Source organism: Pseudomonas sp. TE36184 (assembly GCF_054060055.1).
Genome location: NZ_JBSSCU010000001.1, coordinates 5,226,934 through 5,242,506 on the forward strand (window position 1 = coordinate 5,226,934; position 15,573 = coordinate 5,242,506).

14 protein-coding genes are annotated in these 15,573 nt (G+C 60.6%); 2 read left to right on the plus strand and 12 right to left on the minus strand.

All coding sequences use genetic code 11. The features are described from left to right. Positions 1–9 precede the first annotated feature (9 nt). Positions 10–579 (minus strand): glycerol-3-phosphate 1-O-acyltransferase PlsY, encoded by a 570-nt coding sequence (plsY, locus tag ACVWZP_RS23475; protein ID WP_046381852.1) that lies wholly within the window; start codon positions 577–579, stop codon positions 10–12. Between the two features lie 72 nt (positions 580–651). Here plsY and folB point away from each other — a divergent pair, with 72 nt between their 5' ends. Together folB and folK are read left to right on the plus strand one after the other, a co-directional pair. Then, entirely contained in the window at positions 652–1,005 is a 354-nt protein-coding gene (folB, locus tag ACVWZP_RS23480) for a dihydroneopterin aldolase (RefSeq protein ID WP_026140135.1), read from the plus strand. Continuing rightward, positions 996–1,514, plus strand: coding sequence for a 2-amino-4-hydroxy-6-hydroxymethyldihydropteridine diphosphokinase (gene folK / locus ACVWZP_RS23485; RefSeq protein ID WP_046381854.1), 519 nt, complete (start codon positions 996–998; stop codon positions 1,512–1,514). Before folB ends, folK begins: the two co-directional genes overlap by 10 nt. On the opposite strand, the gene ACVWZP_RS23490 is transcribed toward folK, so the two are convergent. The 11 genes from ACVWZP_RS23490 to ACVWZP_RS23540 all read right to left on the minus strand — a co-directional run bounded on the left by ACVWZP_RS23490 (position 1,509) and on the right by ACVWZP_RS23540 (position 15,567). Beyond that, a complete protein-coding gene (locus ACVWZP_RS23490) occupies positions 1,509–2,738 on the minus strand; it encodes a multifunctional CCA addition/repair protein (RefSeq protein ID WP_017847817.1) in 1,230 nt (409 codons plus the stop codon). The two genes, folK and ACVWZP_RS23490, sit on opposite strands and share 6 nt — an antisense overlap. Before the next feature lie 63 nt (positions 2,739–2,801). Beyond that, the gene (locus ACVWZP_RS23495) at positions 2,802–4,364 is read right to left on the minus strand and encodes a SpoVR family protein (protein ID WP_017847816.1); all 1,563 of its coding nucleotides are present in this window, start codon (positions 4,362–4,364) and stop codon (positions 2,802–2,804) included. After that, complete coding sequence (locus ACVWZP_RS23500) at positions 4,361–5,632, minus strand: YeaH/YhbH family protein (RefSeq protein WP_017847815.1); 1,272 nt, start codon at positions 5,630–5,632, stop codon at positions 4,361–4,363. The genes ACVWZP_RS23495 and ACVWZP_RS23500 overlap by 4 nt, the downstream gene beginning before the upstream one ends. A gap of 113 nt (positions 5,633–5,745) precedes the next feature. Next, on the minus strand, positions 5,746–7,668 hold the full coding sequence (locus ACVWZP_RS23505) for a PrkA family serine protein kinase (protein WP_017847814.1): 1,923 nt from the start codon (positions 7,666–7,668) through the stop codon (positions 5,746–5,748). A 285-nt stretch (positions 7,669–7,953) separates the two neighbouring features. Next, a complete protein-coding gene (gene glpE / locus ACVWZP_RS23510; RefSeq protein WP_046381857.1) occupies positions 7,954–8,283 on the minus strand; it encodes a thiosulfate sulfurtransferase GlpE in 330 nt (109 codons plus the stop codon). Between the two features lie 33 nt (positions 8,284–8,316). Next, positions 8,317–9,168, minus strand: coding sequence for a symmetrical bis(5'-nucleosyl)-tetraphosphatase (locus tag ACVWZP_RS23515; protein ID WP_017847812.1), 852 nt, complete (start codon positions 9,166–9,168; stop codon positions 8,317–8,319). Next, positions 9,168–9,548: a Co2+/Mg2+ efflux protein ApaG gene (gene apaG / locus ACVWZP_RS23520; protein WP_017847811.1), complete on the minus strand. Its 381-nt coding sequence runs from the start codon at positions 9,546–9,548 to the stop codon at positions 9,168–9,170. Before apaG ends, ACVWZP_RS23515 begins: the two co-directional genes overlap by 1 nt. 107 nt (positions 9,549–9,655) lie before the next feature. Then, positions 9,656–10,468: a 16S rRNA (adenine(1518)-N(6)/adenine(1519)-N(6))-dimethyltransferase RsmA gene (gene rsmA, locus ACVWZP_RS23525; protein WP_017847810.1), complete on the minus strand. Its 813-nt coding sequence runs from the start codon at positions 10,466–10,468 to the stop codon at positions 9,656–9,658. Next, positions 10,465–11,454 carry a 4-hydroxythreonine-4-phosphate dehydrogenase PdxA gene (gene pdxA / locus ACVWZP_RS23530; protein WP_017847809.1) on the minus strand — a complete coding sequence of 330 codons (990 nt, stop codon included), beginning with the start codon at positions 11,452–11,454 and terminating at the stop codon, positions 10,465–10,467. The genes rsmA and pdxA overlap by 4 nt, the downstream gene beginning before the upstream one ends. After that, positions 11,451–12,791 (minus strand): peptidylprolyl isomerase, encoded by a 1,341-nt coding sequence (locus tag ACVWZP_RS23535; RefSeq protein ID WP_026140134.1) that lies wholly within the window; start codon positions 12,789–12,791, stop codon positions 11,451–11,453. The genes pdxA and ACVWZP_RS23535 overlap by 4 nt, the downstream gene beginning before the upstream one ends. Further along, complete coding sequence (locus ACVWZP_RS23540) at positions 12,766–15,567, minus strand: LPS-assembly protein LptD (protein WP_457370190.1); 2,802 nt, start codon at positions 15,565–15,567, stop codon at positions 12,766–12,768. The genes ACVWZP_RS23535 and ACVWZP_RS23540 overlap by 26 nt, the downstream gene beginning before the upstream one ends. Positions 15,568–15,573 lie beyond the last annotated feature (6 nt).

A 15,573-nucleotide genomic window follows, 5' to 3' on the forward strand; every position in this document is an offset into this window, starting at 1 on the left:
CGGCCGGATTTAAAAATGCCGTTCGCGCCCGGCAAACAGGTCGCGTAAATTGCCGCGATGGCGCCAGACGATCAGCAGGGTCAGCACACTCATCGGCAACAGCGCCGCCGGTTCCTGCCAGGCCAGCAACGGTAGGGTGAGCGGCGTGGCGATCAGCGCGGCCAGCGAGCTGGTGCGGGTCAGGTAGAAGGTCAGCAGCCAGGCGAGCATGGCCAGCAGCGCCGCCGGAGGGTAGATCCCCAGCAGCATGCCGGCCGCCGTGGCGACACCCTTGCCGCCGCGAAAACGAAAGTACAACGGAAACAGATGGCCGAGGACGGCGCACACGCCAACCCAGGCTTGCTGTTGCAGGTTAAGGCCGGCGAGGCTGGCGATCAGTACGGGCAACAGGCCCTTGCACACGTCGCCCAGCAGCGTCAGCACGGCGAGCTTCTTGCCGGCCAGGCGCAGCATGTTGGTGGCGCCGGCATTGCCTGAGCCACCCATTCGCGGGTCGGGATTTCCCGTCAGGCGGCTGAGCAAAATGGCGAAGGACAGCGAGCCGAGCAGGTAGGCGAAAATCGCCAGTGACCAAAACATGCTAACTATTCCGGGCGAGGACGCCCTGATTCTAACGGGGCATCGCGCCCTTGTCGTGCTGCGGAGAAGAGCTTGGACAGAGTGTTTATCGAAGGCCTGGAAGTCGACACCGTGATCGGGGCCTACGACTGGGAGCGCGGCATCAAGCAATGCTTGCGCCTGGACCTGAGTTTCGCCTGGGACAACCGCCCGGCCGCTGCGGGTGACGACCTCACCCTGGCACTGGATTACGCCAGTGTGTCCGCGCGTATCCAGGCCTTTGCCGAGCAGTCGCAGTACCAGTTGGTGGAAACCTTTGCCGAGCGTCTGGCCGAAGTGCTGATGAGCGAGTTCCAGATTCCCTGGCTGCACCTCAAGTTGACCAAGCCGGGGGCCGTGCCGGCCGCCAAGGGCGTGGGCGTGGAGATCGAGCGCGGATGTCGCTAACTCAGGTTTACCTTGGTCTTGGCAGCAATATCGAGCGCGAGCCCCATCTATGCGCGGGCCTGGATGCACTCGCGGGCTTCTTGATCGACATGCGCTGCTCGGCGGTGTTCGAGAGCCAGCCGGTGGGCATCAAGAGCGGGCTGTTCTTCAATCTGGTGGTGTCGGCCTATACCGACCTGTCGTTGATGGAGCTGGATCGCCGGCTGAAATCCATCGAGGCCGACAATGGCCGTTACGCGCCGGATCGCAAGGGCCTGCCGCTGGATATCGACGTGCTGCTGTATGGCGATCTGGTGGGCAACTTCGATGGCCTGATCCTGCCGCGTGCAGAAATCCTGAAAAACGCCTTCGTGCTGTGGCCGTTGTCGATGATGGCGCCGGATCGTGTACATCCTGAAGTGGGCAAGACGCTGGCTGAGCTGTGGCGGGATGCACAGATCGATCAGGTGCTGGCGCCCGTCGGATTCGAATGGCGGGGCCAGCAACTGACGCCGAGCGCGCTGCTATAGGGCGTGCTGTTCCTTGTAGGCTTTCAAGGTCTTGAGCCGTTCGCGCTTCAGGGCCTCGCCCAGTTCGGGGCCCTTGAAACCCTTCTCCAGCAACGGCGCCACCGCGACCTCGCGCGCGGCCTTTGCGGCGCCGCGTAAATAATCCGCCTGTGGATAACTGCGTTGTTCCAAGCCCTTGCGGCCGCGGGCGTCCATTTCGCAGGCGACCACGAACTCTTCAAAGCGCTGCGGCCGCCGGTAAACGTCAAAACTCTGCAGCAACTCCAGTAATGTCGAGGCTTTAAGCTCCAGTGCGCGATGGCCATGGGTGTGGTATTGGCCCACCAGCAGCGCCAGTTCCTGGCAGTCCCTCGGCGCCTTGAAGCGTTCATTGACCGCCTTGATCAGCTTCAGGCCGCGCTGCTCATGGGCAATATGCTGTGGCAACTTATCCACAGGCGTCAGGCCTTTGCCGACGTCATGCAGCAGGCAGGCCCAGCGCACTGTCAGCGGCTGGTGATGCAAGGCGGCCTGTTCGAGCACGCTCAAGGTGTGAACGCCGCTGTCGATCTCGGGGTGATGGGCTGCGGGCTGCGGCACGCCGAACAGGGCGTCGACTTCCGGCATCAAGGTTTTCAGTGCGGCGCAATCGCGCAGCACCTGGATGAATACCTGGGGCTGGTCTTCCATCAGGGCACGGGAAATTTCCTTCCAACTGCGCTCCGGCGTCAGGGCTTCGAGTTCACCGGATTCGCTGAGTTGACGCATCAGGTCCAGGGTTTGCGGCGCCACTGTAAAACCCAGGTGGGCGTAGCGCGCAGCAAAGCGCGCAACCCGCAATACGCGCAGGGGATCTTCGGCGAACGCCGGGGAAACGTGGCGTAAAATGCGAGCTTCAAGGTCGCGCTGGCCGTGATAGGGGTCGGTCAGCCTGCCGTCGTCGTCCTCTGCCATGGCGTTGATGGTCAGGTCGCGGCGGATCAGGTCTTCTTCCAGCGTGACGTCCGGGCTGGCGTGAAACACAAAGCCGCCATAGCCCCGGCCACTCTTGCGCTCGGTACGGGCGAGGGCGTACTCGTCGCCGTTTTTCGGGTCGAGGAATACCGGGAAGTCCGCGCCCACCGGTTTATAGCCCTTGGCGAGCATTTCCTCGGCCGTTGCACCGACGACGACACGGTCGATATCGGTGACCTTGATGCCCAGAAGGCGGTCACGCACCGCGCCGCCGACTTTGTAGATTTTCATGAAAAAGCCTCCATTAGCCGCACAGGATAACGCCTGTGCCCGGCCAATGGAGGCTTTGCCGTTTCAGAGATGAACGACGGCCAGGTCCAGGCGGCCGTAGTCGTTATCGTTGTGATCGCTGCGTGGGGGGACGTGGTGGGTTTTCATCACCTGATCGCCCTGCAGGGTTTCCAGGTGGATGTCGAACCCCCACAGCCGATGCAGGTGCTTGAGTACTTCCTCGGTGGAGTCGCCCAGGGGTTTGCGGTCGTGCTGCTGGTGACGCAGGGTCAGCGAGCGGTCGCCGCGCACGTCGATGCTGTAGATCTGCACGTTGGGCTCGCGGTTGCCCAGGTTGTACTGCGCCGCCAGGGTTTCGCGAATGGTGCGGTAGCCGGGCTCGTCGTGGATGGCCGGCACCACCAGGTCGTCCTTGAGGTCGTCATCGAGGATGCTGAACAGCTTGAGGTCGCGAATCACCTTGGGCGACAGGTACTGCAGGATGAAGCTCTCGTCCTTGAAGCTGCTCATGGCGAACTTGATGGTGGAAAGCCAGTCGGTGCCGGCGATTTCCGGGAACCAGTGGCGGTCTTCCTCAGTGGGGTTTTCGCACATGCGCCGGATGTCGCGATACATGGCAAAGCCCAGCGCATACGGGTTGATGCCGCTGTAGTACGGGCTGTCGAAGCCGGGTTGGAACACCACGCTGGTGTGGGAAGTGAGGAACTCCATCATGAAGCCGTCAGTGACCAGGCCTTCGTCGTACAGGTCGTTTATCAGGGTGTAGTGCCAGAACGTCGCCCAGCCTTCGTTCATCACCTGGGTCTGGCGCTGTGGGTAAAAGTACTGGGCGATCTTGCGCACGATACGCACGATTTCCCGTTGCCACGGCTCCAGCAGGGGCGCGTGCTTTTCCAGGAAATACAGGATGTTTTCCTGAGGTTCGGCGGGGAAGCGCGCATTGTCCTTGTCGCTGTTTTTATCGGCGCGTTTGGGAATGGTGCGCCACAGGTCGTTGATCTGCTTCTGCAGGTGTTCCTCGCGCTCCTTCTGGCGCAGGCGTTCTTCTTCGGCGGAAATCGGATACGGGCGTTTGTAGCGATCGACGCCGTAGTTCATCAGGGCATGGCAGGAGTCGAGCAAGTCTTCCACCGCATCGATGCCGTGGCGCTCCTCGCACTGCATGATGTACTGCTTGGCGAACACCAGATAGTCGATGATCGAGCTGGCGTCGGTCCAGGTCCGAAACAGGTAGTTGCCCTTGAAGAAACTGTTATGCCCGTAGCAGGCATGAGCCACCACCAGCGCCTGCATGCAGATGGTGTTTTCTTCCATCAGGTAGGCGATGCAAGGGTCGGAGTTGATCACGATCTCGTAGGCCAGACCCATTTGGCCGCGACTGTAGGACTTTTCGGTGCTGAGGAAGTGTTTGCCGTAGGACCAATGGTGGTAACCCAGGGGCATGCCTACCGAAGCGTAGGCATCCATCATCTGTTCGGCGGTGATCACTTCGATCTGGTTGGGGTAGGTGTCCAGGGCATAACCGGCCGCGATGCGGCTGATTTCCCGGTCGTAGGCCTGGATCAGTTCAAAGGTCCACTCAGACCCCGTGGAAATGGGTTGGCGTTTATGCTCTTTGGCGGTCATGTCACTAACCTGCGCTGGAAGAGTTCACGGAAGACCGGATAGATATCGCCGGCCGAGACCAATTGCTGTTGGGCGAACGTATCGGCGAAGGCTTCGCCGATGCGCTCGTATTCGAACCACAGCGCCTGGTGCTCACGGGGGGTGATCTCGACATAAGTGTAGTACTGCACGAATGGCATGATCTGGTTGATCAAGATGTCGCGGCAGATCGGCGAATCGTCATTCCAGTTGTCGCCGTCGGAGGCCTGCGCCGCGTAGATGTTCCAGTCGTTGGCCGGGTAGCGCTCGGCCATGATTTCCTGCATCAGTTTCAACGCGCTGGAGACGATGGTGCCGCCGGTTTCCCGTGAATAGAAGAATTCCTCCTCATCGACTTCCCGGGCGCTGGTGTGGTGGCGGATGAACACCACATCGATCTTGTCGTAGTTGCGCTTGAGGAACAGGTACAGCAGGATGAAAAAGCGCTTGGCGATGTCTTTGGTGGCCTGGGTCATGGAGCCGGACACGTCCATCAGGCAGAACATCACTGCCTTGGAGCTTGGGTTGGGTTGTTTGACCAACAGGTTGTATTTCAAGTCGAAGGTGTCGAGGAACGGCACGCGGTGAATGCGCGCGCTGAGCTTCTCGATTTCTGTCTCGATTTCCTGGATATCGCCGAAGTTGTCCGGTTCTTCGCGTTTCAAGCGCGCCAACTCTTCCTTGGCCTCCTTCAATTTGGCGCGGCTGCTGCCGGACAGGGCGATGCGCCGGGCGTGTGCCGAACGCAGGGTGCGGATGATGTTGATCCGGGAAGGGTTGCCTTCGTTGCTGATCCCGGCGCGCACGGTCTTGAACGTGTCGGTGCCGGTCAGGTTGCGCTTGACCAGGTTGGGCAGTTCGAGGTCTTCGAACATGAATTCGAGGAATTCTTCCTGGGTGATCTGGAACACGAACTCATCCATGCCTTCGCCGGAGTTACCCGCCTTGCCGGGGCCCTTGCCGCCGCCACCGCCTTGGGGGCGCTGGATGTGTTCGCCGGTGGTGAACTCCTTGTTGCCCGGATGCACGACAGTCTGCTTGCCACCCCGGCCGTGGTGCAGCACCGGTTCGTCGATGTCCCGTCCGGGAATGCTGATCTGTTCGCCATGCTCCATGTCGGTGATGGAACGGCGGCTGACGGCCTCTTCAACGGCCTTTTTGATGTGGTCACGGTAACGCCGCAGGAAACGTTGCCGGTTTACCGTGCTCTTGTTCTTGCCATTGAGGCGTCGGTCGATCACATAGCTCATGGGGAGCCCTCCGGGCAGCTTCACGTTACAAGCTTCAAGCCGCGAGCTGGAAGCTTAGAGACAAGCGGTCGACTGCCAGGCCATGGGCCCGGCAGTACACGCCCGTCGCTGCCTTACTGCGATTTGCGCACCCGCAGATACCACTCGGAGAGCAACCGTACCTGTTTGTCGGTGTAGCCACGCTCGACCATCCGTGTAACGAAGTCGTTGTGTTTTTGCTGATCCTCCTTGCTGGCCTTGGCGTTGAAGCTGATGACCGGCAGCAGATCCTCGGTGTTGGAGAACATTTTCTTCTCGATGACCACCCGCAGCTTCTCGTAGCTGAGCCAAGTGGGGTTCTTGCCGTTGTTGTTGGCGCGGGCGCGCAGCACGAAGTTGACGATTTCGTTGCGGAAATCCTTCGGATTGCTGATGCCGGCGGGTTTTTCGATCTTTTCCAGTTCCTCGTTGAGGGCTACGCGGTTGAGGATTTCGCCGGTTTCCGGGTCGCGGTATTCCTGGTCCTGAATCCAGAAGTCGGCATACAGCACGTAGCGGTCGAAGATGTTCTGGCCGTATTCGCTGTAGGATTCCAGGTAGGCAGTCTGGATTTCCTTGCCGATGAACTCGATATAGCGCGGCGCCAGGTATTCCTTGAGGAAGCGCAGGTAGCGTTCGCGGGTTTCGGCCTGGAATTGTTCCTGTTCGATCTGCTGCTCCAGCACATAGAGCAAGTGGACCGGGTTGGCGGCGATCTCGTGAGGGTCGAAGTTAAACACCTTGGACAGGATCTTGAACGCGAAGCGCGTCGACAGGCCGTTCATGCCCTCGTCCACGCCGGCGGTGTCGCGGTATTCCTGGATCGACTTGGCCTTGGGATCGGTGTCCTTGAGGTTTTCGCCGTCGTACACGCGCATCTTCGAATAGATATTCGAGTTCTCCGGCTCCTTGAGGCGCGATAGCACGGTGAATTGCGCGAGCATCTTCAAGGTGTCGGGCGCGCAATGGGCCTTGGCCAGGGAGCTGTTGAACAGCAGCTTGTCGTAGATCTTGATTTCATCGCTGACCCGCAGGCAGTACGGCACCTTGACGATGTAGATCCGGTCGATGAAGGCTTCGTTGTTCTTGTTGTTGCGGAAGGTGTGCCATTCCGATTCGTTGGAGTGGGCCAGCAGGATCCCGGTGAACGGAATCGCGCCGAGGCCTTCGGTACTGTTGTAGTTACCTTCCTGGGTGGCGGTGAGCAGTGGGTGCAGGACCTTGATCGGAGCCTTGAACATCTCCACGAATTCCATCAGGCCCTGGTTGGCCCGGCACAGTGCGCCCGAGTAGCTGTAGGCGTCGGCGTCGTTTTGTGGGAATTCTTCCAGTTTGCGGATATCGACTTTGCCCACCAGCGCCGAGATGTCCTGGTTGTTCTCATCGCCCGGCTCGGTCTTGGCCACGCCGATCTGGTTGAGGATCGACGGGTAGAGTTTCACCACGCGGAACTGGCTGATGTCACCGCCGAACTCGGCCAGGCGCTTGGTCGCCCAGGGCGACATGATGGTGTTGAGGTAGCGCCGTGGGATGCCGAAGTCTTCTTCGAGGATCGCGCCATCTTCCGTGGCGTTGAACAGGCCCAGGGGCGACTCGAAGACCGGCGAACCCTTGATGGCGTAGAAGGGCACTTTCTCGATCAGTTGTTTGAGCTTTTCGGCCAGGGACGATTTACCGCCGCCAACCGGGCCGAGCAGGTAGAGGATTTGTTTCTTTTCTTCCAGGCCTTGGGCGGCGTGCCGGAAGTAGGAGACGATCTGGTCGATGCATTCTTCCATGCCGTGGAAGTCTTCAAAGGCCGGATAGCGGCGGATCACCTTGTTCGAGAAGATTCGCGACAGACGCGAATTGTTGGAGGTGTCCACCAACTGCGGCTCGCCAATCGCCAGTAACAAACGCTCGGCGGCAGACGCGTAGGTGCTGCGGTCACGCTTGCACAGGTCGAGATACTCTTGCAGTGTGAGTTCTTCCTGCTGCGTGGACTCGAAGCGTTGTTGGAAGTGGCTAAAAATACTCATGACGTCGTCACCTCGCTCGATACGTGGAGCCGACGCCGGATCAATCAGTCGATGCTGGCAGTCATTGACGAACGCCAATGGCCGTTTTCCCCCCAGAACACCCTGAAACGCTACCGATGACCCGCACGCCGGTGTACCGGCTCTCCCCTGATTCGGATGGCCTGCGCTTAAGGATAGTTCGGAATCCGCGAGGTAAAGGAGGGATACGCAATTAGTTTGGGTGCGCCGTTCGTCAGAAACGGCGCAAGCCCAAGCGTCACGCGGGGTGGCGGGGTGTGAAAAAAATTATTGCGAATCGCCGGAGGCAATTTCTGCAGGATAGGTCGTACGCCACAGCTCAAAGCCACCGTCCAGACTGTAGACGTCGGAGAAGCCCTGGCTGATCAGATAGGCGGCCGCGCTCTGGCTGGAATTGCCGTGATAGCAGGCCACGATCACCGGCGCGTCGAGGTCGGCGGCGCGGATGAAATCGGCGATGTTGTGGTTGTCCAGGTGCCGGGCGCCTTTGATGTGGTTCAGGGCGTAGGTCTGCGGATCACGAATATCCACCACCACCGCGCCTTGTTCGCGCAGGGCCTGGGCTTGTTCGGGTGGGATACGTTTGAATTCGCTCATGGCGGGCTCCTTGGGTTTGGCTGCAAGCGGCGTCTAGCGCTTCGCGGCAACCGACGGGGTCACGGGAAGAGGGGAAGGGCACTGGCAGCTCAGGCGCTCGCCGGTGTCGATGTTCATCAGGGTCATGGCGCCGCCCCACACGCAGCCGGTGTCGAGGGCGAACACGCCGGGTTCATCGCATTTGCCTTCGAGGGCCGCCCAGTGACCGAAGATGATCTTCGTGTCGCGGGTCTTGCGTTCCTTGTGGGCGAACCACGGTTTGTAGCCGGGCAGCGCGGTGTCGGCGCCTTCCTTGCTCTTGAGGTCCAGTTTGCCGTCGGCGGTGCAGAAGCGCATGCGTGTGAAATAGTTGGTGATCACGCGCAGGCGGGCGACGCCCGTCAGGTCGTTGTCCCATTTCACCGGTTCATTGCCGTACATGCCGTCGAGATAGGCGATGTACAGGTTGTCATCGGCCAGGGCGCTTTCGACTTCGGCGGCGCACTTGAGGGCTTTTTTCAGCGTCCACTGCGGTGGAATGCCGGCATGGACCAGCACCATGTCGCGCTGTTCGTCGTAGTGCATGATCTTTTGCCGGCGCAGCCAGTCCAGCAAGTCGGCGCGATCCGGGGCCTCGAGGATTTCCCGCAGGGTATCGGCCTTTTTCAGACGCTCGATGTTACTGCCGGCCGCGAGCAGGTGCAGGTCGTGGTTGCCCAGTACGCACACCAGGGAATCGCGCAGGCCATATAGATAGCGCAGGGTCTCCAGGGACTCGGGGCCACGATTGACCAGGTCGCCTACCAGCCACAGGCGATCGTTCGCTGGGTCGAAGGCCACGCGTTCGAGCAGGCACTTGAGGGGTTGCAGGCAGCCTTGCAGGTCGCCGACCGCATAGGTTGCCATCAGTGCAAGGCTCCGGGCACGGCCAGGCGAAATGGCTTGATGATCGCGTCGAACAGTTTGCCGTCAGTGGCTTTCATCTGATACGAGCCTTGCATGGTGCCGACCTTGGACGTCATCACCGTGCCGCTGCTGTAGGTATGGCTGGCGCCGATATCGATCAGCGGTTGCTGGCCGACCACGCCGGCACCCCGCACCTCCTCCACTTGACCGTCACCGTCGGTGATCACCCAGTGGCGTGACAGCAGCTTGGCCGGCACCAGCCCGTTGTTTTTCACCGTGATGGTGTAGGCAAAGGCGAAACGGTTGTGTTCAGGTTGCGATTGGTCCGCCAGGAAGCGGGTAACGACGCTGACGTCGATCTGGTAGCGAGGATCGGACATGCAAGAGGCCTTAAAAGCAAAAGCGGAGGACAGCAGATGCGGATCAGTCTAGGCCAAGAGGCGGGCACTAGGCCAGACATGCTGTCGGGCCTGGTGCAGGGCGGGCTTCAGTCCGCGACGGGCGGCGGCTGGATCGCAAGCTGGTCGGCCAGGCGCACGAATGCGGCCAGGTCCAGTTGTTCCGGGCGCAGGCTGCCGTCGACGCCAGCGGCTTCGATCTCGGCGTTGCTCAACAGCGCTTTGAGCGTATTGCGCAGGGTCTTGCGGCGCTGGTTGAAGGCTTCGCGCACGACGCGCTCCAACAGTTTGTGATCCTTGGCCGGGTGCGGCAGCACGGCGTGAGGCACCAGGCGCACGATGGCCGAATCGACCTTCGGCGGCGGGTTGAACGCGCCTGGGCCAACATTGAACAGGTGTTCGACGCGGCAGTGGTACTGAACCATGATCGACAGGCGGCCCCAATCGCCGCCGCCAGGGCCGGCGGCCAAGCGCTCAACCACTTCTTTCTGCAGCATGAAGTGCATGTCGCGGATGATCCCTGCGTTGTTCAACAGGTGGAAGATCAGCGGCGTGGAGATGTTGTACGGCAGGTTACCCACCACCCGCAGGCTGTTGGGCGCGGCATTGAGGCTGGTGAAGTCGAACTTCAGCGCATCGCCCTGGTGCAGGATGAAGTTGGACTTGCCGCCAAACTGCTGATTGAGGATCGGGATCAGGTCTTTATCGAGCTCAACCACATCCAGTTGCGCGCCGCTGGCCAGCAGGCCTTGGGTCAGTGCGCCCTGGCCCGGGCCGATTTCCAGCAGACGGTCTTCAGGCTTGGCATGGATGGAGCGCAGGATGCGGTCGATCACGCCAGCGTCGTGCAGGAAGTTTTGCCCGAAGCGCTTGCGCGCCCGGTGTTGGTAATGCTCGGTCATATACGGGTCTCGGCCATCTGATAGGCGGTTTCCAGGGCCACGCGCAGGCTGCCGGTATCGATCTTGCCGCTGCCCGCCAGGTCCAGGGCGGTGCCATGGTCGACGGAAGTGCGGATGATCGGCAGGCCCAGCGTCACGTTGACTGCGGCGCCGAAGCCTTTGTATTTCAGCACGGGCAGCCCCTGGTCATGGTACATCGCCAGCACTGCGTCGCAGTGCTCCAGATATTTGGGGGTAAACAGAGTGTCCGCGGGCAATGGGCCGCGCAGGTCCATGCCGTCTTGGCGCAGACGCTCCAGGGTGGGTTCGATGATGTCGATTTCTTCATGGCCCAGGTGGCCGCCCTCACCGGCGTGGGGGTTGAGCCCGCAGACCAGGATGCGCGGTTGGGCGATGCCGAATTTCTGTTGCAGGTCGGCATGCAGGATGCGCGTGACGCGCTCCAGGCGTTCGACGGTGATGGCATCGGCCACGTCGCGCAACGGCAAATGCGTGGTCACCAGGGCGACGCGCAGGCCATGTGTGGCCAGCATCATCACGACTTGGGGGGTGTGGGTCAGTTCGGCGAGGAATTCGGTATGGCCGGAAAAGGCGATGCCGGATTCGTTGATCACACCCTTGTGTACGGGGGCGGTGATCATGCCGGCGAAGTCGCCGTCGATACACCCTTGCCCGGCACGGGTCAGGGTTTGCAGCACAAAGGCCGCATTGGCCTTGTCCAGTTGCCCGGCGACCACCTTGGCCTGCAACGGGGTATCCCATACATACAGGCTGCCCGCAGGAGCCGGCAGGTCGGGCCAGTTACCCGGCGCAACGTCCAGCAGCTTGACGGCCACGCCCAGTTGCGCGGCCCGCTCAAGGAGCAGGTCGCGGCTGGTAATGGCGATCAGGGGGTGTGGCTGGGGCTGCGAGGCGAGCAGCAGGCACAGGTCTGGACCAATGCCGGCCGGCTCGCCGGGTGTCACCGCGAAACGCTGGGGTTTCACTGGTTTGCCTGGTTGGTGCCTGTTTGCTCGGCGCCTGGCAGTTTGTTTTCTACGTAGGCTTCGTCACGGATCTGACGCAGCCAGGTTTGCAGCTCTTCATCGTACTTGCGGTTGCGCAGGACGGTCAGGGCTTGCTGTTCGCGGGCCTGGCTGGTGTTGTCGGTGGCGCGGCGGCCAAGGACTTCCAGTACATGCCAGCCATATTGCGTCTTGAACGGTTTGGACAGTACGCCTTGCGGGGTCTTGGCCATCACTTCCTGGAACTCCGGCACCAATGCTTTCGGGTCGATCCAGTTGAGGTCGCCACCGTTGAGGGCGGAACCTGGGTCTTCCGAGAAGCTTTTGGCCAGGGTGGCAAAGTCTTCGCCGCTTTCGATGCGGTCATAGATCTTCTGGGCCAGTTCCTTGGTTTGCGCTTCGGTGCGGATTTCGCTTGGTTTAACCAGGATGTGACGAACGTGGACTTCGTCTTTCAGCGAGGTCTCGCCGCCGCGACGTTCCAGCAACTTGAGGATGATGAAGCCGCCTGGGGTGCGGGCTGGCTGGGTAATGCCTCCCACTTCCATGGCACTCAGCTCACGGTCGAACGGCGGTGGCAATTGAGCGGCTTTACGCCAGCCCATATCGCCGCCTTCCAGGGCGTTGTCGCTGCCGGATTGGGCGATTGCCATCTGGGCGAAATCGGCACCGGCCTTCAGGCGATCATAGATAGCCTGGGTTTTGGCGGCGGCTGCATTGAGCTGCTCAGAGTTGGCGCTGTCCGGGGTCGGGATCAGGATGTTGGCCAGGTGCAGTTCTTCGGAGAGCTGCATCTTGCCCAGGTCCGATGCGAGGAAGTTCTTCACTTCCTGCTCGGACACCTGAACCCGCTCGGCCACACGACGCTGACGCACACGGCTGATGATCATTTCGCGGCGGATCTGGTCACGCGCGTCCTCATAGGACAGGCCGTCGTGGGCCAGGGCGGCGCGGAACTGATCGATGCTCATGTTGTTGCGTTGCGCGATCGTGCCGACAGCCTGGTTCAGTTCTTCGTCCGAAATACGGATGCCGGAACGATCGCCGATCTGCAATTGCAGGTTTTCGACGATCAGGCGCTCCAGCACCTGTTGGTCCAGGACGCTGGTCGGCGGCACACCACCGCCACGCTTGGCGATGGTTTGCTGAACTTCCTTGACCCGTTGGTCCAGTTGGCTCTGCATGATCACGTCGTTATCGACGATGGCCACGACCTTATCCAGCTGTTGAACCGCGGCATGCGCCGATGCGGTACCCAGGAACAGCGCGCCCAGCACGAGCGGGCGCAGACAATCAGAAAGCTTGATCTTCACGTTCACGATAACCTTGAATGCCTTTGTCGAGGAAGCTCTCTACCTTGGCGCCGGTCAGGCCGCCGAGTCCTTTGAGGACGATCTGGAAGAAGAGCCCGTGGTCACCCTTTTCGTTAAGCGGGGCGATCTGGCTGTATTCGTCGTTGGAAACCCAGTAACGGTTGATGACGCGCAGTTTCCAGCAGCAGTTGTCGTACTCGAAACCACCGAAGGCTTCCAGGGTACGGTTGCGGGCGTAGTCGTACTGCCAGCGGGTAATCATGTTCCACTGGGGAATGATCGGCCACATCATCGAGAAGTCGTGTTGTTGGATTTTGTAGTAATCCTTCACGAAGTTTGGTTGGCCTTCCGTGCCGTAGTCGCCACCAAACTGCCATTTGCCGGTCAGCTGGTTGTAGACCACTTGGTCGTTGCGATAGCGATAACCGAGGTTGACGATCTTGTTCGGGTTGTCTTCCGGCTGGTAGTGGAACATCGCGCTGCCGGAACGTGGGGCGTGGCTTTCCGTGTCCCAGTTGTAATCGGCAGTGGCGCGCCAGTCGCGGTTGAAGCGGAACTCGTAGTCCAGCGCGATCGGCGAAACGTCGCTCTGGGCGTCGGCGCGGTCGGCTGCCAGGACGCCTGGTAGTTGAACTTCGCGGTCCTTGAAGTACAGGGCCTGGCCGACGCTGACGCGTTGGCGTTCGAAGCCGTTCTCTTCGATCCAGCGGCTGGTGAGGCCCAGGGACAGCTTGTTCTCATCGCCGATCCGGTCTGTGCCGCTGAAGCGGTTGTCACGGAACAGCGAGGCATAGCTGAACGAGTATTCGCCGCTGTCAAAAACCGGGATGTCGCTCTGGTCTTTATTCGGTACATAAAGGTAGAACGCGCGCGGCTCGAGGGTTTGGCGATAGTCTTTGCCGAACCAGTTGGTGTTGCGGTCGAAGTACAGGCCACTGTCGACGCTGGCGATTGGCACAGTGCGATCTTGCGAGCTCTTGAACGTCTGGCCGGCTGCAGCCATTTGCGTCTTGCCCGTACCGTCAAGGTCGAGATCGTACTTGGTATAGACGTACTTCAACTTCGGCGTAATAAAGCCGTAGGTCCAGTTCATCGGGTAGTCGACGGCGGGAGCCGCGTTCAAGCGCGTACCGTTTGCACGGGTCAGGCCTGTGACGTAGGTGTCCAGACGACGCTCACCTACCGTACCATCCGCATTGAACGGGCCACCATCTTCATTGGTGACATTGCCGCTTCTGAGGTCTCGATCAAACCGTACAGCTTCAGTCTCATAAGAGAAGTTCAGGCCGCCGGGGTGATACGGCAGAGCGCCATTAAAAGTGATCTGAGGCAGTCGGTCATAAGGCGTGATTTGGGAGATCGTCGCCAATTGATACGCTTGGACGTTCAGGCGCGCCTGGTAAGAGTCGCCACGATAGGTCAAAGAGCCTTGTTGGTTGAGGAAGTCTCGGCTCTCTACGCCTTCTTCATATGACTTCAGATCCTGAAAGTAGAACGGATCACTGATCTTGGTGTAATCCACCTGAGTCGTCAGGCGCGAATCCAGCCCGCCCTTATGCTGCCAATTGAGCATATAACGGGTTTTTTCGTAATCGGTCTGCTTGCTGCGTTCGTTGCTGTCGTCGTTCAGGTACGCGCCGCCGAACTGGCCTTCGCTGGATTTGGTGAGGTAGCGGAATTCGCCTTCCATCAACAAGCCGCGCTTGGTCATGTATTGCGGGTACAACGTGGCGTCGTAGTTCGGTGCCAGGTTGAAGTAGTACGGCGTCACCAGCGTAAAGCCAGTCTCGCTGCCGGTGCTGAAGCTCGGCGGCAGGAAGCCGGATTGACGACGGTTGTCGATCGGGAAATAGATGTAAGGGGTATACAGGATCGGGATGTTCTTGATCCGCAACGTCGCGTTGGTGGCCGTACCGAAACCGGTGGCCGGGTTCAACGTGATGTTGTTGCCCTTGAGCTGCCAGGCGTTGCTGTCTGGCTCGCAGGTGGTGTACGTACCGTCCTTGAGACGGATGATCGCGTTTTCGGCGCGCTTGGCGTACAGCGCGTTACCGCGGATGCGTGACTTGTGCATCACGTATTCGGCGTTGTCGATCTGTGCCGCGCCGGTATCGAGCTGGACCTGGGCGTGGTCGCCGACGATCAGGGCGCCGTTGTCGCGCAGGCGGACGTTGCCGTTCAGCTCGCCACGGTTCTCGGCCTGGTACAGGCTGGCTTCTTCAGACTCCAGCTGCATGCTGCCCTGGCGCATGACGACGTCACCGGCCAGGGTCGCGACCTGCTGTTCCTGCTCGTAACGCGAGGCCTTGGCGCCGATGAAGGTCGGCGCATCGCTCTGGTTCGTCTTGTCGTTCATGCCAGGACGAATCGGCTCGATGTACGCGCCGGAGCAATAAGGACCGGTTTCCGCCAGTTGGGCGGCGGTCAGCTTCTCGCGAGGCACCCAGTCCAAGTGGCTGTAGTCGGCGCTGCGCGAACGCAGGCCACGGCCCTTGGATTCGGTGACCAGCATGGTCTTCGGCTCGGCCTCGGTGCCGCCTTCAGCGTTGGCTTGCGCCGTGCCGTTGGCCGAGCTGACGGCTGCACCGTCATGCACCGGGCGCGGTGGCAATGGGGCGGCGGCGGTTTTCGGCGCGCAATCCCAGGCACCCGAAGCAGAGACTGAGCAGTCATACTGTTCCGCGGCGACCACGAATGAGGTGGCGAAAGGTTGCATGGCCAGCAGACTGCCGGTTACCAGCAACGGAAATTTTCTACGAAACGCGGGGGATTTCAATGCCATCTTATT